This is a genomic window from Variovorax sp. J22G73 (assembly GCF_030317035.1).
GTDB lineage: Bacteria > Pseudomonadota > Gammaproteobacteria > Burkholderiales > Burkholderiaceae_C > Variovorax.
Genome location: NZ_JASZYK010000002.1, coordinates 798,382 through 817,329 on the forward strand (window position 1 = coordinate 798,382; position 18,948 = coordinate 817,329).

At 68.9% G+C, this 18,948-nt stretch carries 17 protein-coding genes, 1 pseudogene and 1 riboswitch; of the genes and pseudogenes, 9 read left to right on the forward strand and 9 right to left on the reverse strand.

Annotation, left to right across the window (positions count from 1 at the left end; translation table 11 throughout):
- Positions 1–124: 124 nt before the first annotated feature.
- Both QTI51_RS11770 and QTI51_RS11775 read right to left on the reverse strand, forming a co-directional pair.
- Positions 125–757: pseudogene (locus QTI51_RS11770) on the reverse strand (FABP family protein); the annotation flags it as partial.
- Positions 758–879: 122 nt separating this feature from the next.
- Complete coding sequence (locus QTI51_RS11775; RefSeq protein WP_116907210.1) at positions 880–1,848, reverse strand: Bug family tripartite tricarboxylate transporter substrate binding protein; 969 nt, start codon at positions 1,846–1,848, stop codon at positions 880–882.
- A gap of 148 nt (positions 1,849–1,996) precedes the next feature.
- Between QTI51_RS11775 and QTI51_RS11780 the strand changes: the two genes are divergently transcribed.
- Together QTI51_RS11780 and QTI51_RS11785 are read left to right on the forward strand one after the other, a co-directional pair.
- On the forward strand, positions 1,997–2,938 hold the full coding sequence (locus QTI51_RS11780) for a class I SAM-dependent methyltransferase (protein WP_116907209.1): 942 nt from the start codon (positions 1,997–1,999) through the stop codon (positions 2,936–2,938).
- A 226-nt stretch (positions 2,939–3,164) separates the two neighbouring features.
- The gene (locus tag QTI51_RS11785; protein WP_116907208.1) at positions 3,165–3,554 is read left to right on the forward strand and encodes a DUF427 domain-containing protein; all 390 of its coding nucleotides are present in this window, start codon (positions 3,165–3,167) and stop codon (positions 3,552–3,554) included.
- 112 nt (positions 3,555–3,666) lie between these two features.
- Here the strand turns inward: QTI51_RS11785 and QTI51_RS11790 are convergent, their stop codons facing one another.
- From QTI51_RS11790 to QTI51_RS11820, 7 genes are all read right to left on the reverse strand, one after another.
- Positions 3,667–4,044 (reverse strand): helicase SNF2, encoded by a 378-nt coding sequence (locus tag QTI51_RS11790; RefSeq protein ID WP_116907825.1) that lies wholly within the window; start codon positions 4,042–4,044, stop codon positions 3,667–3,669.
- 159 nt (positions 4,045–4,203) lie between these two features.
- Positions 4,204–5,259, reverse strand: a complete 1,056-nt coding sequence (locus tag QTI51_RS11795) for an LLM class flavin-dependent oxidoreductase (protein ID WP_286515811.1) — start codon at positions 5,257–5,259, stop codon at positions 4,204–4,206.
- A complete protein-coding gene (locus tag QTI51_RS11800; protein ID WP_286515810.1) occupies positions 5,256–5,999 on the reverse strand; it encodes an ABC transporter ATP-binding protein in 744 nt (247 codons plus the stop codon). The genes QTI51_RS11795 and QTI51_RS11800 overlap by 4 nt, the downstream gene beginning before the upstream one ends.
- Positions 5,996–6,988, reverse strand: coding sequence for a FecCD family ABC transporter permease (locus QTI51_RS11805; RefSeq protein ID WP_286515809.1), 993 nt, complete (start codon positions 6,986–6,988; stop codon positions 5,996–5,998). Before QTI51_RS11805 ends, QTI51_RS11800 begins: the two co-directional genes overlap by 4 nt.
- Entirely contained in the window at positions 6,985–7,872 is an 888-nt protein-coding gene (locus tag QTI51_RS11810) for an ABC transporter substrate-binding protein (RefSeq protein WP_503011496.1), read from the reverse strand. The genes QTI51_RS11805 and QTI51_RS11810 overlap by 4 nt, the downstream gene beginning before the upstream one ends.
- 32 nt (positions 7,873–7,904) lie before the next feature.
- Positions 7,905–10,037: a TonB-dependent receptor gene (locus tag QTI51_RS11815; RefSeq protein ID WP_286515807.1), complete on the reverse strand. Its 2,133-nt coding sequence runs from the start codon at positions 10,035–10,037 to the stop codon at positions 7,905–7,907.
- Positions 10,038–10,188: 151 nt separating this feature from the next.
- A riboswitch (cobalamin riboswitch) is annotated at positions 10,189–10,489 on the reverse strand.
- 69 nt (positions 10,490–10,558) lie between these two features.
- Complete coding sequence (locus tag QTI51_RS11820; protein WP_116907205.1) at positions 10,559–11,212, reverse strand: TetR/AcrR family transcriptional regulator; 654 nt, start codon at positions 11,210–11,212, stop codon at positions 10,559–10,561.
- Positions 11,213–11,366: 154 nt separating this feature from the next.
- Between QTI51_RS11820 and QTI51_RS11825 the strand changes: the two genes are divergently transcribed.
- From QTI51_RS11825 to QTI51_RS11855, 7 genes are all read left to right on the forward strand, one after another.
- The gene (locus QTI51_RS11825; protein WP_207786603.1) at positions 11,367–12,218 is read left to right on the forward strand and encodes a uracil-DNA glycosylase family protein; all 852 of its coding nucleotides are present in this window, start codon (positions 11,367–11,369) and stop codon (positions 12,216–12,218) included.
- 21 nt (positions 12,219–12,239) lie between these two features.
- A complete protein-coding gene (locus QTI51_RS11830) occupies positions 12,240–13,883 on the forward strand; it encodes a GMC family oxidoreductase (RefSeq protein WP_116907204.1) in 1,644 nt (547 codons plus the stop codon).
- A 28-nt stretch (positions 13,884–13,911) separates the two neighbouring features.
- Positions 13,912–14,244, forward strand: coding sequence for an NIPSNAP family protein (locus QTI51_RS11835; RefSeq protein WP_116907203.1), 333 nt, complete (start codon positions 13,912–13,914; stop codon positions 14,242–14,244).
- 78 nt (positions 14,245–14,322) lie between these two features.
- Positions 14,323–15,375 carry a BMP family ABC transporter substrate-binding protein gene (locus tag QTI51_RS11840; RefSeq protein WP_286515806.1) on the forward strand — a complete coding sequence of 351 codons (1,053 nt, stop codon included), beginning with the start codon at positions 14,323–14,325 and terminating at the stop codon, positions 15,373–15,375.
- A gap of 38 nt (positions 15,376–15,413) precedes the next feature.
- Positions 15,414–16,994, forward strand: a complete 1,581-nt coding sequence (locus QTI51_RS11845) for an ABC transporter ATP-binding protein (RefSeq protein WP_286515805.1) — start codon at positions 15,414–15,416, stop codon at positions 16,992–16,994.
- Positions 16,991–18,049 (forward strand): ABC transporter permease, encoded by a 1,059-nt coding sequence (locus QTI51_RS11850; RefSeq protein WP_207786602.1) that lies wholly within the window; start codon positions 16,991–16,993, stop codon positions 18,047–18,049. The genes QTI51_RS11845 and QTI51_RS11850 overlap by 4 nt, the downstream gene beginning before the upstream one ends.
- Positions 18,046–18,948: an ABC transporter permease gene (locus tag QTI51_RS11855; protein WP_116907200.1), complete on the forward strand. Its 903-nt coding sequence runs from the start codon at positions 18,046–18,048 to the stop codon at positions 18,946–18,948. The genes QTI51_RS11850 and QTI51_RS11855 overlap by 4 nt, the downstream gene beginning before the upstream one ends.

Here is an 18,948-nt window from a genome sequence, read left to right on the forward strand (position 1 = left end):
CAGTACCCGCATTACCCGCAACACCGGCAGCCCCCGCAGCGCCCTCCGAGTTCGCCGCCTCCGCGGCAATGGCCGACACCGCCTGCGCCGCCTCCGCTGCCGCCGCCTTCGCGGCTTCTTCGGCCAGCGCCGCGCGGGCGGTCGGGTTCGGCGTGGGCTCGCCGATCTTGCGCAGCGTGTTGCGGTCGGTGTGCTTGAAGGGCTCGGCCTGGCCGCGCACGCTCAGCACCGTTTCGAGCACGTAAGACCATCCGCCGTCGTCGTGCACCGTCACCTCGATGCTGTAGCTCAGCGTCTTGAACGCATGCTCGAGAAAGGGGTTGGCCAGGATGCCGTTGGTTTCGCCGCCGCGCACCGCCTCCAGCCGGAAGCTGCGCGCGTCGGCCTGCGCGTGGCCGGTGGCCATGCAGGTGAGGCCGCGCGGAATCGACAGCGTCTGGATGAGCGCGCCCGTGGCCGGCTCCCACAGCCAGTAGCCGACCTGGTCGTGAAAGCTCTCGACCTCGTTCGGCTTCACGATGCGCAGGTGGTAGCGCAGCCCGTAGAAAATCTGCGGCCCGTTGGTCTGCGCGTCGATGGGCTGGAAGTCCGCATGCTCGATGTACGCCTCGGCCTCGGGCCCGTCGGCCTTGGGGCTCACGTCGTGGCCGTGCCCGCCCACCCACAGGCCGGCCAGCGCCGCGAGCGGGCCCAGGTTGGCGAGCGTGTGCGGGTCGGGCTCGGGTTCGGTGTAGATGTCGTCGGGGTAGGTGGCCATGTTCTTCTTCCTCGTGGTTTTCTTGATTCGACTGTTTTTGCGGGAACGTTTTTGCGCGAACGTTTTTTTGCGGGAATGTTTTGCAGGTTCGCGGGTTCATCGACCCGCGCGGGCCGCGCGCCTCACTGGTCGAGCCGTATGCCCACCCTTGCAATGATCGCGCCCCACTTGCGCCCTTCGCTGTCGATGAAGGCCGCGAACGCCTCGCTCGACCCGCCGCCCGCCACCAGCCCCTGGTTGGCCAGCAGCTCGCGCACGGCGGGCTCGTGCAGCACGGTGTTCACGTCGGTGTTGATGCGGCGCACCACCTCGCCCGGCGTGCCAGTGGCGGTGAACAGGCCGTTCCATGCGAGCGACTCGAAGCCGGGGTAGCCCGACTCGGCCACCGTGGGCAGGTCTTTCATGAGCTCGGAGCGGTGCGCGCTGGTCACGGCAATGAGCTTCACGCGCTGCCCCTGGATGAGCGGCAGCAGCGCGGGCTGCACCGCGAACAGCGCCTGCGTGTCGCCCGCGGCCAGCGACAGGCCCGCGGGCGGCGAGCCGGTGTAGGGCACGTGCACCGCCTCGATGTGCGCCACGCTGCGAAACAGCTCCATCGTGAGGTGCGACGAACTGCCCGCGCCCACCGACGCGTAGCTGAACCGGTCGCCGCGCCGCTTCGCCCATTCGACGAACTCGGCCAGCGTGTTCGCCGGGTTGCTCGCCTGCACCGCCAGCACGTTGGGCTGCGAGGTGGTGAGCACGATGGGCATCAGGTCGCGCGCCGGCGCATACGGCATGCGCGCGTACATGTAGGGCCCGAAGGCGATGGGCCCGTTGAAGCCGATGCCCAGCGTGTAGCCGTCGTGCGGCGCCTTGGCCACGGTGTCCATGCCGATGAGGCCGCCCGCGCCCGCCTTGGTCTCCACGACCACGGGCTGCTTCCACATCACGCGCAGGCGGTCGGCCAGCGTGCGCGCGATCAGGTCGAGCGAGCTGCCCGCGGGCGCGGGCACGACGATGCGCACGGGTTTCGACGGCCACTCCTGTGCGCAGGCGCCGACGGCCAGCAGGCTGGCGAGGAGGAAGGTGGCGAGCTTGTTCATCTTCACTTCGGTGGTCTTGGGGCGCGGTGGAACTCTGGTGGAACGGCGCGAAGTTTTATCACCGAAACATCCCCAAAAAATCCCCGAAATGTCCGCGAAAGCGCCCGCATCGCCCGTGCCAGCAGCCGAATGCCGATTCCCGCATGATCCGGCGATGACCTCTTTCGCACCGTTTTCCGCACCCTTTTCCGCACCCTTTTCCGCCCGTCGCCGCGGCCTGGTGGCCATGGCCGCGCTGCTGCCGTTCGCAGGCGTCACCGGCCACGCGCATGCCCTGGCGGCCAACGCCGGCGACCTGCCGCCTGACGCCATCAAGAGATTGCAGGCAGCGGTCGACGGCCCGCAACGCAGCGCCGCCAACCGGGCGCGCGACGGCGCGCGGCATCCGCTGGAAACGCTGGCCTTCTTCGGCATTCGCCCCGATGCATCGGTCATCGAGATCGCGCCCGGCGGCGGCTGGTACACCGAGATCCTCGCGCCCTATCTGCACGACCACGGCCGCCTCTATGCCGCGCACGAGCCGGCCCACGGCTCGCCCGGCCAGCAGCGCGCACGCGCCGCCTTTGCCGAGAAGCTCGCGCGCGACCCCAAGGTGTACGGCCGCGTCGTGCTCGGCACCATGCCGACCGCGGCCTTCACCGACATCCGCCCGCCCGGCGGCGCCGATGCCGTGCTGACCTTTCGCAACATCCACAACTGGATCGAGGACGGGCACTTCGACGAGAGCCTGCGCGCCTTCTTCGACGTGCTCAAGCCCGGCGGCGTGCTGGGCGTGGAGGAGCACCGCGCGGCGCCGGGCACGCCGCTGGCGCGCGTGATCTCGCAGGGCTACGTGCCGCAGGCGCTGGTGGTCGAGCGCGCGAAGGCGGCCGGATTCGAGTTCTCGGGCAGCAGCGAGGTCAACGCCAACCCGCGCGACACCCGGGACCACGCGAACGGCGTGTGGTCGCTGCCGCCCACGCTGCGCGGCGGCGAGCTCGACCGGTCGAAGTACGTGGCCATCGGCGAGTCGGACCGCATGACGCTGAAATTCGTCAAGCCACGTGGACCGCATGGATCGCAGGGATCGCGTGCATCGCGCGGGGCCACGGCCTGAGCGTTCGAGCAAGGGCGAGCGTGCGATCGCACGTGCCTTCACGGCCACGTTTTCGTGACCGCTCGTCAACGGCTGAATGCGAAAGAACTCAGTCTGCAGCCCTTCCGCGGGCCTTTAACCACGCTGGGAACAGGCCGATTCCGCGGGGGCTTCAAACCGGCCGCGCATCGCGGCAAGATGCGCATCCGCCGATTCTTGCGTCACCCCGACCCGAAGGAGCTGCCCCATGTTCGCCACGCCAGAACGCACCATCAAGATTCCCGGCCCCGAACATCCCATCACCATCGCGAAGAACCCGCTTCGCGTGGTGGTGTCGGTCGACGGCCATGTCATCGCCGACACGCGCGACGCGCTCACCCTGCGCGAAGCGCACTTCGGCACCGTGCACTACATACCGCGCAAGGACGTGAAGATGACGCTGCTGCAGCGCACCTCGCACGCCACCTACTGCCCGTACAAGGGCGAGGCCAACTACTACAGCATTCCCGCGGGCGGCGAGCGGTCCGAGAACGCGGTGTGGACCTATGAGACGCCCTACGACTCGGTCGCGCAGATCAAGGACCATGTGGCGTTCTATCCGGACCGGGTGGGGCCCATCGAGGAGCGGGTCGTCTAAGCGCGGCCCACCCTTTTTTCATTCCTGGCAACGAAAAAGCCGGGCCCCGCTTTCGCAGGGCCCGGCTTTCGTACCTTTGCCTTTGCCCTAGACAAGGGCTGGTCCAGGCGATTTACAGCGGCAGTGCGTCGCCGCGAGCAGCAGCACGGGCTGCGGCGCGAACCGTCGAGCGGTCGATGCCGCTGGCCAGCACCGGGGCCACGCGGGAGGTCACGCCTTCTGCGTAGGGGTTGTCGCTGTGCGCGGCAGCCACGGCTTCGGCGCGGACGGCTGCGCGGCTGGTGCTGGAGACCAGTTGCACCGGGCCCTGGTTGGCGCCTTCGGCATAGGGGTCGGCGCTGTGCGCTGCAACCACGGCCTGGCTGGACACTTCGGCGCGGCTGGTGGCCGAGGTCAGTTGATGCACGCCGTCATAGCTTTCGGCATGGGCGGCACCGGCAGCGGCCAGCAGGGCAAGGGAAATGGCGGAGAGGAGCTTCGAGGCGGTCATTTGGATTTCCTTCAATTGGTTTCGGTTTGCTTTACCTGGATCAGCTGAAGGGCTGGTCCATGGGAAGAATTGTGCGCCGATACCCTCGGTAGAAACCCTATGCAAAAGGAACCGCGGTGTTCATGTGCCGGAAACAATCAGGAGACATTCGCCGACGCCTCAAACCCCTTGGCGCAGCCCCGGCATCACCTCTTGCGCGAACAGCCGCATGCCCGCTAGCGCCTCGTCGCGCTCGAGCACGCCGTTGCCGTTGAACACGCACCGCAGCTGCCGCACGCCGGTGCGCGCGACCAGCTGCCCGATCTGCGCCGCGCACGCCTGCGGATCGCCCAGCACCACCTGCTCGCGCAGCACGCGTTCCACGTCCAGCGGCGGCACCTGCTCGGGCGTGACGCCACGCAGCCGCGCGAAATGCAGCCGGCGTGCGTACAGCAGCGGCAGCAGCCGGTCGGCCTGCGCCCTGGCCTGCGCATGCGTCCCACCGATGCACACGTAGCGCGACAGCGACGAGCGCGCCAGCATCGCGTCGCGCCCTTCGCTTGCGCTGGGCGTAAAAGCAGCGAAGGCCGCATCCACATGCGCAAGCTGCGCGGTCTCCGGCGGCTCCAGGCTCAGCAGCAACGGAAAGCCATGCGCCACCGCGAACCCCATGGTCTCGGCCGTGGAGCCCGCGATGTACAGCGGCGGATGCGGCCGCTGCACGCACGCGGGGCCGACGGTCTGCGCGTCGAAGCGCCACGGGCCTTCCGACGAAGACACCGCCTTGCCACCGAGCGCATCGCGCAGCAGCAGGCATGCACGCTCGAAGCGCTCGCGCGTGGTCGAAGGGTCGACCTGCAGCGCGCGCAGCGTCGACGGATCGGTGCCCCGGCCGACGCCCACGTCGAAGCGGCCGTCGCTCTGCACGTCGAGCTGCGCGATCTCCTCGGCCAGCAGCAGCGGGTGGTGCAGCGGCAGCACCAGCGCGGAGATGCCCACGCGCAACCGCTCGGTGCGCGCCAGCAAGGCCGCGGCCAGCAGCATCGGCGACGGGTACGGCCCGCCGGCGGGCAGCAGCCTGAATTCATGGAACCACACGCCGTCGAAGCCCAGCCGCTCGGCCTCTTCGAAGAAGGCCAGGAACGCGCGATGGTCGCCCAGCGTGGCTTCGCGCGAGTAGCCGGCCAGGTCGATGCGCAACGGCGCGTTCACGCTGGCGTTCACGGCGGCGTTCATTGCCCCGGCACGCCGGTGAAGAAGCGCAGCGCGCCGACCTCGTGCGACGCGATGGGCGCGCCGTAGGCCGCGGAAAGCAACCCCGGCGTCAGCACTTCCGCGGGCGCGCCGTGCGCCAGCAAACGCCCGCCCGAGAACAGCGCCAGCCGCTCGCACCACGCACTGGCCACATGCAGGTCGTGCAGCACCACGACGACCGCGCGCTGCGCCGCCGTCTCGCGCAGCATGGCCATCAGGCGGTGGTGGTGCGGAATGTCGAGGTGCGCGGCGGGCTCGTCGGCCAGCAGCAGCGCGGGGTCGTGGGCCAGCGCGCGCGCGACGCTCACGCGCGCCTTCTCGCCCCCAGAGAGCGTGGCGAAGCGGCGCGACAGCAGCGGCGCCAGCTCGCACCGCTCGACCAGTTCCGCCGAGAGCGTGGGCGCGTTGAGCCGCAGCATCTCGTTCACGCTCAGGTCCCAGTGGCTCGCGCCCTGCTGCGCCACATAGCCGATGTGCCGCGCGAACTCGCGCGCCGGCCAGTCTTTCAACGCACGCCCGCGCAGCAGCACGCGGCCCGAAGCCAAGGGCGTGAGCCCGAGCGCCGTGCGCAGCAGCGTGGTCTTGCCCGAGCCGTTCGGCCCGACGATGCCGAGCAGCCCGCGCTCGGGAATGGCCAGGCTCACGCCGTCGAGCAACAGGCGGCGGACCCCAGCGGCGGAAACGCCGACCGACACACCCTCGAAAGCAAGCGCCGCGCTCATGCCCGCCTCCACAGCAGCAGCGCGATGAAGAACGGTCCACCGATCAGCGCCGTCAACAGCCCCGCGGGAATCTCGCTCGGCGCCAGCGCCGCGCGCGCCACGCCGTCGACCTGCACCATCAAGATGCCGCCCGCCACCGCGCAGGCCGGCACCAGCCGCGCGTGCAGCGGCCCGATCCACCAGCGCAGCACGTGCGGCACGATGAGCCCGACAAAGCCGATGAGCCCGCCCCAGCTCACCGCCAGCGCGGTCGCCAGCGAGGCCACCAGCACCGCCCAGGCGGAGAAGCGCGGCACGCGCACGCCCATGCTGTGCGCCGTGTCTTCGCCCATGCCGAGCGCGTCGAGCCCGTGGGCCAGCGAGCGCACCAGCAGCACCAGCACGGCGAGCACCGCGAACAGCACCGCCACCTCGCCCGGCGTCGGCGTCTGCACGCCGCCCAGCTGCCACGAAATGACGGCGCGCAGGTTGGTCGACTCGTCCCCGTACACCATGAGGATCAGGCTGCGCAGCGCCGCGAGAATCGCGGCCAGCGCCACGCCCGCCAGCAGCAGCCGGCCGGCCTGCCATTCACCGCCGAGCCGCCCGACCAGCAGCACCAGCCAGCTCGCGCCCCAGGCGCCCGCGAAGGCCAGCAGCGGCAGGCTCAGCGCCGGCGGCACGATGGCCGGCAGCAGCAACGCGATGGCCGCGCCCACCGCCGCGCCGCTCGCGCTGCCCAACAGGTAGGGCTCGGCCAGCGGGTTGCGAAACACCCCCTGGAACACCAGCCCCGCCAGCGACAGGCACGCCCCCACGAAGAAGGCCGCGGCCACGCGCGGCGCACGCCACACGCGCACCAGCTCCGCGTCGAGCGAGCCGCTGGCGAACCAGCGCGTGGGCCACACCGTGCCCGCGCCGATGCTCAAGGCCAGCGCAACGGCCGCGACCGCGGCCACGCCCAGCACCAGCCACAGCGTGACGTTCGACACGCGCTTGTCTTCGTTCATGCGAACAACTCCGGATGCAAGGCCCGCGCATAGTCTTCGACCGCCTCGATCTGCCGCGGCCCGGGTATCAGCTTGTGGCTGCGCTCCAGCACGACCACGCGGCCCTCTTTCACCGCGCGCAGGCTGTGCCAGCCGGGGCGCTCGGCGATCAGCGACGCGCTCTTGGGCACCTGCTGCAGCGAGATGATCACATCGGGGTCGCGCACGAAGATGGCCTCGGCGCTCACCTGTTGCGAGCCCTGCAGGTCGGCGAACACGTTGCGTCCGCCGGCCCACTGCAGCGCGTCGTTGGCGTAGTGGCCGGTGCCCATGGTCTGGTAGGCGCCACGCGCGGCGGCGGCTGTTTCCAGGTACACGCTGCGGCGTGGCGCCACGGAAACCTTCTGCGCTACGGCCTGCAGGCGCGCTTCCATGCCGGCGCGCAAAACGCGCGCTGCTTCATCGACGCCGGTCGCGCGGCCCAGCAGATCGATGTTGCGGAACACCGAGGGCAAATCAGGGTGCGCCAGCACGATGGCCGGCACCTGCACGCGCTCGAAGGCTTCCACCAGGCTCAACGCCGAGTGGTGCGACGGCGTCACCACCACCAGGTCGGGCCGGTAGGCTGCCACCGCCTCGGCCGAATAGCCCAGCGAGCCGCCGATGCTCGGCTTGGCCTTGGCCGACTCGGGCCAGCGCACGCGCCCGCCGATGGCGGCCACGCGGTCTTCCAGCCCCAGCGCCCAGGCCAGCTCCACGTTGCTCGGGAACACGACCACGATGCGCTGCGGCGGCGCCGGTATGCGCACGCGCCGGCCGACGGCATCGGTGACCTCGCGCGGAAAGCCGTCGCCCGAAAAGCGGTCCTCGCCGGCCGCAGGCAAAGCAAGGTTCAAGAGCGCCATTCCTGCCAGCACCGTTCGCCGCTTCATGCCGCTCAGAACGTGTAGCGGGCGCGCGCGAAGAAGGTGCGCGGCGCGCCGGCGTTGCCCGCGTCCTGCGCCGACAGGTCGTCGCCGATGTAGTACTTGTTCGTCAGGTTGTTCACCCCGGCTTGCAGCGTGAGCTGCGGCGTGGCCTTGTAGCTCACCGCCACGTTGGCCAGCAGGTAGCCCGGCAGCTTCTGCGGGTTGACGGTGTTGTCGCGCAGGTAGCGGCTGCCCACGTAGTTGGCCGTGCCCGTGACCGACCACGGCCCCTGCGCCCAGGTGACGCCCGCGCCGGCGATGTTGTGCGCCGACATGCGCACGCGGTAGCCGCCGAAGTTGGTGCTGCGCGCGCCGCTGTCGGTGTAGGTCTGAAAGTCTTTCAGGCGCGCGTCCTGCCAGGTGTAGTGCACGTAGCCGTTCCAGTTCTGCGAGAGCTGGAACTGCATCGACGACTCGATGCCCTTGGTGCGCGAGGTCGCGTTGCTGAACACGAACGAGTCGGGCCCGCTGCGGTAGGCGCGCTGGCCGTCGACCTTCTCGGCCTCGAACAGGCTCACCTGGTAGGCCCAGGCATCGCTGGCCGCGCGGCCCTTCACGCCCACCTCCTTGCTGCGCGTGAGCTCGGGGCGAAGAATGTCGGGCACCACCACGTTGTTGCGCGTGTTCAGCGCCACGGCCTGCGGGCGGAAGCCCTCGCTCCAGTTCGCGAACACCGCGTGCGTGGCCGCCGCGCTGCGCGCGAAGGCCCAGTCGGCGCCCAGGCGCGGGCTGGTGCGGCTGCCCTCTTGCGCGGAGATCACGCTGGTGCCCGAGCGGCCCAGCGTCTGCTCGAACTTGTCGTGCCGCAGGCCGGCGGTAACGCCGAAGGCGCCCCACTCGAAGCGGTCTTGCACGTAGAAGCTGCGCACCTCCTGGTCGAAGCGCGAGTACGTGGTGGCGCCGCGAATGCCGCGCGGGTCGTTGCGTATGCTGCTCACCGGCACGTTGTAGAACGGGCCGCGGTACGTGGGTGCGTTGGTGAAGGTGGGCGAGTCGAGGTTCTGCCAGCCGCGCTCGATGTTCACGCCGAACTGCAGCTCGTTGCTCCAGCGCTTGCCGCCGGTGAGCCATGTCAGCGCCACGTCGTGGAACACGCCGCGGTCCGACGTGTCGCTTTCCGAGTAGCCCTTGTTCACCGCAGCGGGCGGCGGCACGATGGTGATGCCGCCGGCAAAGAAGCGGTCGTAGCGCGAGAAGCTGCTCAGGTGGTTCAGCGACCAGCCGCCGCCGAAGTCGATCTTGTTCTTCCACGCGAACGACTGGTAGTCGCCCACCACGTACGAATCGGGAATGCCGTAGTTGTCGCGCGAGCTGATGCCGAACATCGGCTTGCCGTTCTGCAGCGGCACGATGGAGCCGCGGTCGCCGCGCACGTGCGAGTCGTAGATCTGGAAGCCCGTGCTCCAGTTGTTGGTGACCGCGAAGTCGCCGCCCAGGACGGCCGCGGCCTGCGCGCGGCCCGCGTCGCGCTGGAAGCCCTTGTAGTCGTTGTTGGCCGCGCCGATGTACAGGTTGCCGCGCTCGAAGTCCCAGCGGTAGCGCACGCTGGCGTCGGTGCGCCCGAAGCTGCCCAGCGTGGTGGTCACGGTGCCGCCCGCGCGCTCGGGCTTCATGAAGAACTGCGCCACCCCGCCGATCGCGTTCTTGCCGTACAGCGCCGAGGCCGGGCCCTTGATGAATTCCACGCGGTCGACCAGGTCGGGCGCGATGAGCGTGATGTCGGCATTGCCCTGCAGCTGGCGCAGCGGCACGCCGTCGATCAGCACCAGCACGTCTTGCGTGTCGCGCAGGCCGCGCGTTTCGAAGCGCGTGTAGTAGTTGCCTTGCGTGCCGAACTGCAGGCCCGGCACGGTGCGCAGCGTGTCTTCCAGCGTCACCGCGCCCACCGCGTCGATCTGCGCGCGGTCCACCGAGTAGGTGGTGAACGGAATGCGCAGCGGATCGGCTTCGAGCCGGGTGGCGGTGGTGATCGTCTTCTTCTCGTTGACGGTCAGGGTGGGCAATGCATCGGCGGTTTTCGCTTCCTGCGCGCTGGCGCCGGAAAGCGCCAGCAGCAGGCTGGCACCGATGAGGGAGGTGGGAGGGCTCAGTTTGTCGCGCACGCGTTGTTCCTTGTGGCCCGCACGCCCGCGAGCCAGATCACACAGGGGAACGCCGCAAGAAGAAAAACGTCGGCACGACATCGGCCCCGGGCCTGCGCGCACGAAGGCACGCGGCACGGGGCCGACCCGGACAAACGCACTCCCGCAGCGTCCGAAGGCGATTGCGAAGGCCGGTATCCGGGCTTGCGAACTGCCCCGGTGATGCACGCTGTAAAGCCGTAGAGCCGTAGAGCCGTGCACTCACCGAGGCGAAAACGCCCTGCCTTCCCACGCCTCTAAAGGCGCAGTGGCTGCCCATGCCGAGAAGGCATGGGCCCAGGGGTTTCCAGAATCCGCTTACCGTTGCGGGGGCAGCGCAGGCATGGCCGTGTCGTGCGGACACGGGGCACCTGCTTCCCGTTTAACCCCCGGGGCCATGTGGCTGGCGGGGGCACCTTCGAACCGTTGGTTTGCGCAGTAAAACTTCAATAAGAAGAAATACCGCACAAAGCGGCGGAATTATAGGGAGGGTCAGGCGCAGGTCAGTCGAGCAGCACGCCGCCGAGCACCGTGCTCACGATGCTTTCCAGCGCCTGGTCGTAGTGCGCGGCGGTGAGCTTCTTCACCTGCAGCACCGCGTTCACGATGGGCTCGTAGTCGGCATAGAACTGCGTGGCCGCCCACAGCATGAACAGGAAGTGGCGCGGGTCGATCTTGCGGATCTTCTTGGCCGCCATCCATGCCTCGAACACCTCGATGCTGGCGGCCGTGCTCTTGGCAATGTGCTCCCGGTCGGCCGCCGACAGGAAGGCACCGCCGCGCACCACCTCGTTGGCGAAGAGCCGCGCCTCCAGCGGGTTCTTGCGCCCCAGCTTGAGCTTGGCCTGCACGTAGGCGCGCAGGGCCACGGCGGGCTCGGTGTCGGCCTGGAGGATCTGCAGCGCGCTGTCCCATTCCTCGAGCAGCGGCGCGAAGGTGGCGCTGTAGAGCTCTTCCTTGGTGGCGTAGTAGTAATAGACGTTGGCCTTGGGCAGCTCGGCCACGGTGGCTATCTCGGCAATGCGCGCGCCGTCGAAGCCCTTGGCCGCGAACACCTCGCTGGCCGCCTTGAGGATCTTGCGTTTGTTGGCCGCCCTGATCTCCCTGTCCGCGGGGGTTTCCGGCACGGGGGAGCGGGGAGTTTTGGTGTCGCGCATGGGCAATGGTGTCGGTGTGACCGGGCTCAAATTCTAGAGTGCGCCCCGAAATGGAGCACGGGTAAGCACCAAAAAAATTCTGACCAACTCGTCAATTTATTGCTTAGAATTTTCTGACGAACTGGTCAGCTTTTTTGAAGTTTGAATGTAACCCATGCCCCAAGCCCTGCGCACCGCACTGCAAGAAACACTGGCGAACTGGCCCGACGACCTGCCCGATGCTTGGTGGGCCGCGCTCGGTGACGTGAAGCTCGATTTCGACGGCGTCGATGCCGCGCTGGAGCTGCAGGCGTGGGAGCCCATTTTTCCGGCGCGCAAGGGGCGCTCGCTCGCGGGCAGCCCGAAGGGCGCCCACATGCTCAAGGCCTTCGACAGCGTCATGCCCGCGCAGGTGCGCTGCGTGGTGCTCGGGCAAGACCCGTATCCGTCCATCGACATCGCCACCGGCCGCGCCTTCGAGGTGGGCAACGTGGCCGAGTGGCGCGAGCTCGACAAGATGTTCACCAAGAGCATCCGCGCCTGGGTGCAGATGCTGGCCGAGGCGCGCACCGGCGACGCGGCCTACGGCGGCAGCTTCGACAACTGGCCGCGCACGCTGCGGGCCATCGAGACCGGCGCATTGCCCTTCGAGACACCCGCCACGCTGTGCGACCGCTGGACCGACAGCGGCGTGCTGCTGCTGAACACCTCGTTCACGCTCAGCCGCTTCCAGGTGGCGATCGATCCGCACCAGTCGCACGGCCATCTGGTGCTGTGGAAGCCGCTCATCCAGGCGGTGCTGGCGTATCTGCTCCAACGCGGCGAGCCCGTGGTGTTGATGGGCTTCGGCGCCTCCGCGGCCGAGGCGTTCGAGGCGGCCGGCATTGCCGAAGGCCTGCACGGCAAGGTCGCCTGCATCCTGCGCGAGCACCCCGCCTACGCGGACGCCGTGCTCGGCCTGCCCAACCCCTTCGCCCTGTGCAACGCCCATCTCGCGCAGATGGCGTGCGAGCCCATTGACTGGTGACCCCCGAGCGCCGGTGACTCCATGAACGACAACAAACACACCAACCCCGCCGACGACTTCGACTACATCATCGTGGGCGCCGGCTCCGCGGGCTGCGCCCTCGCGGCCCGGCTCAGCGCCCGCCCCGCCACGCGCGTGCTGCTGCTGGAGGCCGGCGGCAAGGACGCCAACCCCCTCTTCCGCCTGCCCATGCTGATGGGCAAGCTGTTTCAGTCGGGCATCTACAACTGGCACTTTCACTCCGAGCCCGAGCCCAACCTCAACGGCCGCAAGATCTACTGGCCGCGCGGCAAGGTGCTCGGCGGCACGTCGACCATCAACGGCATGATCTACGTGCGCGGCGGCAAGCAGGACTACGACGGCTGGGCCGCCATGGGCAACCTGGGCTGGTCCTACAAGGACGTGCTGCCCGCCTTCAAGCGCTCCGAAGGCCACATCCAGCGCGACGGCGTGTTCCATAACGCCAAGGGCGAGCTCACCGTGTGCCGCGCGCGCGGCTGGAACGCGCTGCTCGACGTGTTCTGCCTGGCGGGCCAGCAGGCCGGCTACCCGCTGAACGACGACTTCAACGGCGCCAGCCAGCTGGGCTTCGGCCGCTACGACTTCACCATCAGGAAGGGCAAGCGCTGGTCCGCCTCGTTCGCCTTCCTGCGGCCCGCGTTGAAGCGCGCCAACCTCAAGGTGGTCACGCGCGCGCTCACGCACAAGGTGCTGGTGGAAAAGGGCCGCGCCCTGGGCGTGGCCTACGAGGTGCTCGGGCAGCTGCACACCGCGCGCGCCCGCAAGGAGGTGATTCTTTGCGCCGGCGTGGTCGGCTCGCCGCACCTGCTGATGCTCTCGGGCATCGGCCCGCAGGAAGAACTCGCGAAGCACGACATTCCGGTGCTCAAGGCCCTGCCCGGCGTGGGCGGCAACCTACAGGACCATGTGGACTGCGTGATGTCGTACGAGTGCAGGCAACCCGTCACGCTCTACAAGGACCTGCGCGCCGACAAGATCGCGTTCTCGGTGGTGCGCGGCATGCTGTTCGGCGAGGGCATTACCACCACCTTTCCGTACGAGGCCGGCGCCTTCATCAAGACCCGGCCCGCGCTGGAAAACCCCGACGTGCAGCTGCACTTCATGCCCGCGCTGGAGAAGACGGCGAACCTGTACTTTCCCAACCCGTTCAAGAAATCGACCGTCGAGGCCAAGCACGGTTTCACGCTGCGCGTGGGCCCGGTCAACCCGAGCAGCAAGGGCCGCATTCGCCTGCGCTCGGGCCGCGCGGGAGACGCGCCGCTCATCGAGCCCAACTACCTGGACACCGAGTTCGACCGCCGCACCATGGTCGATGCCATTCGCGCCACGCGCCAGGTCATCGACCAGCCCGCCTTCGACGCCTACCGCGGCAAGGAGCTTGCGCCCGGCGCCGACAAGCAGAGCGACGAAGACCTCGTCGCCTGGCTGCGCGCCACCGCCATGACCACCTTCCACCCGGTGGGCACCTGCAAGATGGGCAACGACCCGATGGCCGTGGTCGACCAGCGGCTGAAGGTGCACGGCATTGCAAACCTGCGCGTGGCCGACGCTTCCATCATGCCGGTCATCTCGAGCGGCAACACCAACGCCCCGGCCATCATGATCGGCGAGAAATGCGCCGAATTCATCCTGGCCGGGCAGTGACCCCCAGCACCAGACCACGGAGCATTTCATGATCGTCGAACACCGTCTCTACACCTTTCGCCCCGGCACCATCGACCAGTGGCGCGAGAAGTACGAAAGCGAAGGCCTGCCCGTGCAGAAGCGCCACCTGAACAAGTTCGTGGGCCTGTACATCTCCGAGATCGGGCGGCTGCATACCTCGGTGCTGATGTGGGCCTACGACAGCCTGGCCGACCGCGAGGCGCGCCGCGCCGCCATGTACGCGGACCCCGAGTGGCAGTCGTTCATCAAGAGCGTGTGGGCGCTGGACGCCATCCAGAGCCAGGACGTGATGATCATGAACCCCGCGCCCAGCTCGCCCACGCCCTCAGCCTTGCCCTGAGCCCTGTCCAGCGTCGCGCCCCTTCCCTTCGCCCCCTTGGCCTTCTTCGCCCGTTCCTTCAACCCCAGAGATAACCGCATGACACACCCCGCATCCTCCCGCGCCCGACCCGCACGCCGGCAGATCCTCAAGGCCGTCGCCGGCATGGGCGGCGTCGCCATGGCCAGCGCCCTGTACCCGTTGATCGCCAACGCCAAGGGCGGCCTCATCGCGCTGGTGCACACGCAGGCCGCGGGCGATGCCAGCGCGGTCGACGCGATGATCGCGCGGCTCAAGCTGCTGGGCAAGGAAACGGGCATGCAGACCCGCGCCATCTACGCGAAGGACCCGTCCACCTACGAGACCATCTTCCGCACGCTGGCCGACGCGGGCGCGGGCATCATCGTGTCGACCTTCAACGAGGTGAGCGAGCCCTTCAAGGCGCTGGCGCCCAAGTACCCGAAGACGCAGTGGCTGCAGCTGTTCGGCGACGAGATGAAGCCCGCCATCGCCAACGTGACCACCGTGTCCTACGACTACTACCTGGGCACCTACCTGGCCGGCATCTTCGCGGGCCGCATGTCGACCACGGGCAAGATCGGCTTCATCGGCGGCATGTCGATTCCGCCGCTCAATGCCGACTACAACGCCTTCAAGGCCGGCGTGCTGTCGGTGCGCAAGGACGCGGCCGTAACTGTCGCCTTTGCCGGCTCGTTCCAGGACCCGGTGAAGGGCCGCGAGATTGCCACGCAGATGTTCAACGGCGGCATCGACTTCATCCAGACCGACGCGGCCGCCACCGACGCCGGCATCATCGCCGCGGCCAACGACAAGCCCGGCCGGCTCGTGAGCTGCCTCGACCCGGCGCAGTACCCGCAGGGCCCCAAGTCGCTCATTTCCATCGTCAGCCTGCACTTCGGCAAGTCGCTGTACGACGAGGCCTCCAAGATTCTGAAGAGCGGCAAGGGTGGCGCGCACCTGAACACCGGGCTGGGCACCGGCGTGGTGGGGCTGGAGCTGTCGCCCGTGTTCCAGAAGGAAGGCGACAAGGCCGTGGCCGCCAAGGCCGAACACGTGATGGCCGAAATCAAGACCACGCAGGCGGCCATCCTGAACGGCACCGTGAAGGTTGCGTTCAACACCGTGCTCTGACCCTCCAGACCTGTTCTTTCATCGTTCCCGACGCCCCCATGAACCCCAGCCCCCCGAACAGCGAGACCTCACCCGCGCCCCCCGCGCTGGTGCTGGACGGTGTCACCGTGCAGTACGACACCGTGAAGGCGCTGTCGAACGTGTCCATCGCCTTCGCGCAGGGGCAGATTCATGCGGTCGTCGGCCAGAACGGCGCGGGCAAGACCACCTTTGCCCGCGTGTGCTCCGGCCTGGTGAAACCCACGCAAGGCCGCGTGCGCATCGGCGCGCACGACATTCGCACCGGCCACGTGAACGCCGCGCGCGCGGCGGGCGTGGAGCTGGTGCACCAGAGCTTTGCGCTGCCGGCCTCGTTCACCGTGGCGCAGGCCATGGAGTTCGGCTCCAGCCGGCACCGCGGCATCTTCACCTCGCGCCAGCTCGACAGGCGCTGGCAGGCGCACCTCGACGGCCTGGGCCTGTCGGTGAGCCCGCGCGAGCTCATTCGCAACCTGCCCATCGAAACGCAGCAGGGCATCGAGATTGCGCGCGCGCTGGTCACCGACGCGCGCGTGCTCATCCTGGACGAACCCACCGCCGTGCTCGCGCCGGCCGGGGTGGAAACGCTGTTCGAGCGCATCCGCATCCTGAAGAAGCGCGGCGTGACGGTCGTGCTCATCCTGCACAAGATCCGCGAGATGATGGCCATCGCCGACACCGTGAGCGTGCTGCGCCGCGGCGAGCACGTGAACGGCCCCGTGCCGTGCGCCGACACCAGCGCCGCCGAGCTGAGCCAATGGATCATGGGCGACGCCAAGGTGCAAACGCAGGTGCAAACGCAGGTTCAGGCCGAGGCATCCACGGCAAGCACGGCAACGCCGCCACGCAAGCTCGCCGCCCCCACCGTGCTGCGCCTGCACAAGCTCTCCACCCAGCCCGACGCCGAAGGCGCCGCGCTGGACGACGTGAGCCTGGACATTCGCGCCGGAGAAATCATCGGCATCGCCGGTGTCGAAGGCAACGGACAGCGCACGCTGGTGCGCGCCATTGCCGCGCTGGCGCAAACCGCCAGCGGCAGCATCGAGCTGGCGGGCCGCGACCTGACGCACAGCGACCTGGCCACGCGCCGCGCGGCGGGCCTTCGCATCATTCCCTTCGAACGCAACGTGGAAGGCCTGTCGTTGAACAGCAGCCTGTGGGAGAACTGGTCGATGGGCCGGCTGCTGCAGGGCGGCCTGCTCTCCTTCGTGCGGCCTGCCAGGCTGCAGGCCGACTGCGACACCGCGCTCGTGCAATGGGACGTGCGCTACGCCCACTGCGGCCAGCCGGCCGGCTCACTCTCGGGCGGCAATGCGCAAAAGGTGATCTTCGCGCGCGAGGTGGACGCCAGCGCGCGGCTCATCATTGCCGCGCAACCCACGCGCGGCCTCGACATCGGCGCCACCGCCGCAGTGTGGAAGGCGTTGCGCGACGCGCGCGACCGGGGCGCCGCGATCATCCTGATTTCTTCGGACCTCGACGAACTCTTCGACATCAACGACCGCGTGCTGGTCATGCTGCGCGGCAAGGTGGTGGGCGACTACGGCGCGCCCTTCGACCTGCGCGAGGTCGGCCAGGCGATGGTGGGAGCGCACGCATGATGGCCAACACCTTCTCCGCCGCCCGCATGCTTCCGGTGCTTCGCGTCGTCGTGTTCGTGTGCTTCGCGCTGCTGCTGTGCGCGCTGGCGTTCTACAGCGCCGGGCTCGACGTGGGCGAGCTCTTTACCGGCATCGTCGACGGAGCCTTCCTGCGCGAAGGCGCCCTCCACCAGGGCCTGCGCTGGGCGATGCCGCTGTTCATCACGGCGACGGGCGTGGCCATCGCGTTTCGCGCGGGCTTCTTCAACATCGGCGCGCAGGGGCAGTTCTACGTGGGCTCCATCCTGGCCGCGTTCACCGCCGAATGGCTGGGCGGCGCCCCGGCCTGGGTGGTGGTGTCGGGCTGCCTGCTCGCGGGTATGGTCGGTGGCGCGCTGTGGGCCCTGTGGCCGGGGCTGCTGCGGCTGCGCTCGGGCACCGACGAGGTCATCACCACGCTCATGGGCAACTTCCTGGCGGGGCTGCTGCTGGTGTACGTGACCTCGGGGCCGCTGAAAGACCCGTCGGGCTCGGGCCAGCAGGCCTCGAGCCGGCCCATTGCGGACGCCTACCGCATCTCTGATTCGCTGGGCGTGTCGCCGCTCATCTGCGCGCTCACGCTGGCGGTGCTGGTGCTGTCGTGGCTGCTGGCCAACCGCACGGCGCTGGGCATCGTGGCCAACCTGGCCGGGCGCAACCCGACCATGGTGGCATGGCAAGGCGCGCGGGTGAGCCGCATCGGGCTCTTCAGCTTCCTGGTGAGCGGCGCGCTCGCGGGGCTGGCCGGCAGCATCGAGCTGCTGGGCCCCAACGGGCGGCTGGCCAGCGGTTTTCTGCCGGCGCACGGGTTCACGGCCATCCTGATTGCACTGGTGGCGCAACTGTCTATCGTGGGCACGGCCGTGTCCGCCCTTTTCTTCGGCGCGCTGGCCTCGGCCGCGCTGTACCTGCCGGTGATGGTGGGCATGCCGGCGGCGGCCATCGAGGTCATCAACGCGACCATTGCGCTGTTCATCACGTCGCGCGCCCGGTGGCTCGACAAGCTCTTCGCAAGAAACACCAGAAAGCCCGCATGACCGACACGCTGGTATCCATCCTCATTTCGGGCACGCCGCTCGTCTACGTCACGCTGGCGGGGGTGCTGGCGCAGCGCGCGGGCATCTGGAACCTCGGGCTGGAGGGGCTGATGATCGTCGGCAGCTGCGCGCTCATCGTCGGCATCGTGCAGACCGGCTCCTTCGTGCAGGCCATGCTCATCGCCGCCGCGCTGTGCGTGCTGGCTTCGGTGCTGCTGTGGTACGTGGTGGAGAAGCTCAAGGCCAACCCCATCATCGCGGGCCTGGGCCTCACCGGGCTGGGGCTGGGCGGCACGTCGCTCGCCATCCAGGCGCTGTACGACAGCGAAGCCACCGTGACCGCGCCCTTCGGCATTCCCAAGCTCAACAGCCTGTTCGATGCCGACCTGGGGCACCTGGGCGGCCTTTCGGTGTTCGTGCTGTTCATGCCCGTGGCCGTGTGGCTGGTGTGGCTGCTGCTGGAGCGCACGCGGCTGGGCCTGCAGATGTCGGCCTCGGGCGAGCACCCCTTCGCCGCGCGCAGCGTGGGCGTGAACCCCGCGCGCATGCGCCTGCTGGCGCTGGCGCTCGGTGGTGTGCTGTGCGCCATCGGCGGCGCGGAGCTGGCCGGCGGCAGCCTGCAGATCTTTTCGCAGAACATGACCGCGGGCCGCGGCTTCATGGCCTTCGCGGCCGTGATCTTCGGTGCCGGCAGCGCGCTGGGCGCCACCGCCGCCGCGTTGTTCTTCGCCATCGTCTCGGCCCTGGGCATCCGCGCGCAGCTGATGTACGGCGGCGCCATCTCCAACGACCTGCTGCAGGCCCTGCCCTACCTGGCCACCGTCTTCGGCGTGTGGCTCAGCACCAAGCTGCGCGGCGGGCTGGGTTCCATTCGCGGCACAGCCGAAATGCGGGACTGA

Coding starts and splice junctions, on each gene's coding strand:
- QTI51_RS11780 (WP_116907209.1), top strand. CDS start 1,997: ATGACCTCTTTCGCACCGTTTTCCGCACCCTTTTCCGCACCCTTTTCC.
- QTI51_RS11785 (WP_116907208.1), top strand. CDS start 3,165: ATGTTCGCCACGCCAGAACGCACCATCAAGATTCCCGGCCCCGAACAT.
- QTI51_RS11790 (WP_116907825.1), bottom strand. CDS start 4,044: ATGACCGCCTCGAAGCTCCTCTCCGCCATTTCCCTTGCCCTGCTGGCC.
- QTI51_RS11795 (WP_286515811.1), bottom strand. CDS start 5,259: ATGAACGCCGCCGTGAACGCCAGCGTGAACGCGCCGTTGCGCATCGAC.
- QTI51_RS11800 (WP_286515810.1), bottom strand. CDS start 5,999: ATGAGCGCGGCGCTTGCTTTCGAGGGTGTGTCGGTCGGCGTTTCCGCC.
- QTI51_RS11805 (WP_286515809.1), bottom strand. CDS start 6,988: ATGAACGAAGACAAGCGCGTGTCGAACGTCACGCTGTGGCTGGTGCTG.
- QTI51_RS11810 (WP_503011496.1), bottom strand. CDS start 7,872: ATGGCGCTCTTGAACCTTGCTTTGCCTGCGGCCGGCGAGGACCGCTTT.
- QTI51_RS11820 (WP_116907205.1), bottom strand. CDS start 11,212: ATGCGCGACACCAAAACTCCCCGCTCCCCCGTGCCGGAAACCCCCGCG.
- QTI51_RS11825 (WP_207786603.1), top strand. CDS start 11,367: ATGCCCCAAGCCCTGCGCACCGCACTGCAAGAAACACTGGCGAACTGG.
- QTI51_RS11830 (WP_116907204.1), top strand. CDS start 12,240: ATGAACGACAACAAACACACCAACCCCGCCGACGACTTCGACTACATC.
- QTI51_RS11835 (WP_116907203.1), top strand. CDS start 13,912: ATGATCGTCGAACACCGTCTCTACACCTTTCGCCCCGGCACCATCGAC.
- QTI51_RS11840 (WP_286515806.1), top strand. CDS start 14,323: ATGACACACCCCGCATCCTCCCGCGCCCGACCCGCACGCCGGCAGATC.
- QTI51_RS11845 (WP_286515805.1), top strand. CDS start 15,414: ATGAACCCCAGCCCCCCGAACAGCGAGACCTCACCCGCGCCCCCCGCG.
- QTI51_RS11850 (WP_207786602.1), top strand. CDS start 16,991: ATGATGGCCAACACCTTCTCCGCCGCCCGCATGCTTCCGGTGCTTCGC.
- QTI51_RS11855 (WP_116907200.1), top strand. CDS start 18,046: ATGACCGACACGCTGGTATCCATCCTCATTTCGGGCACGCCGCTCGTC.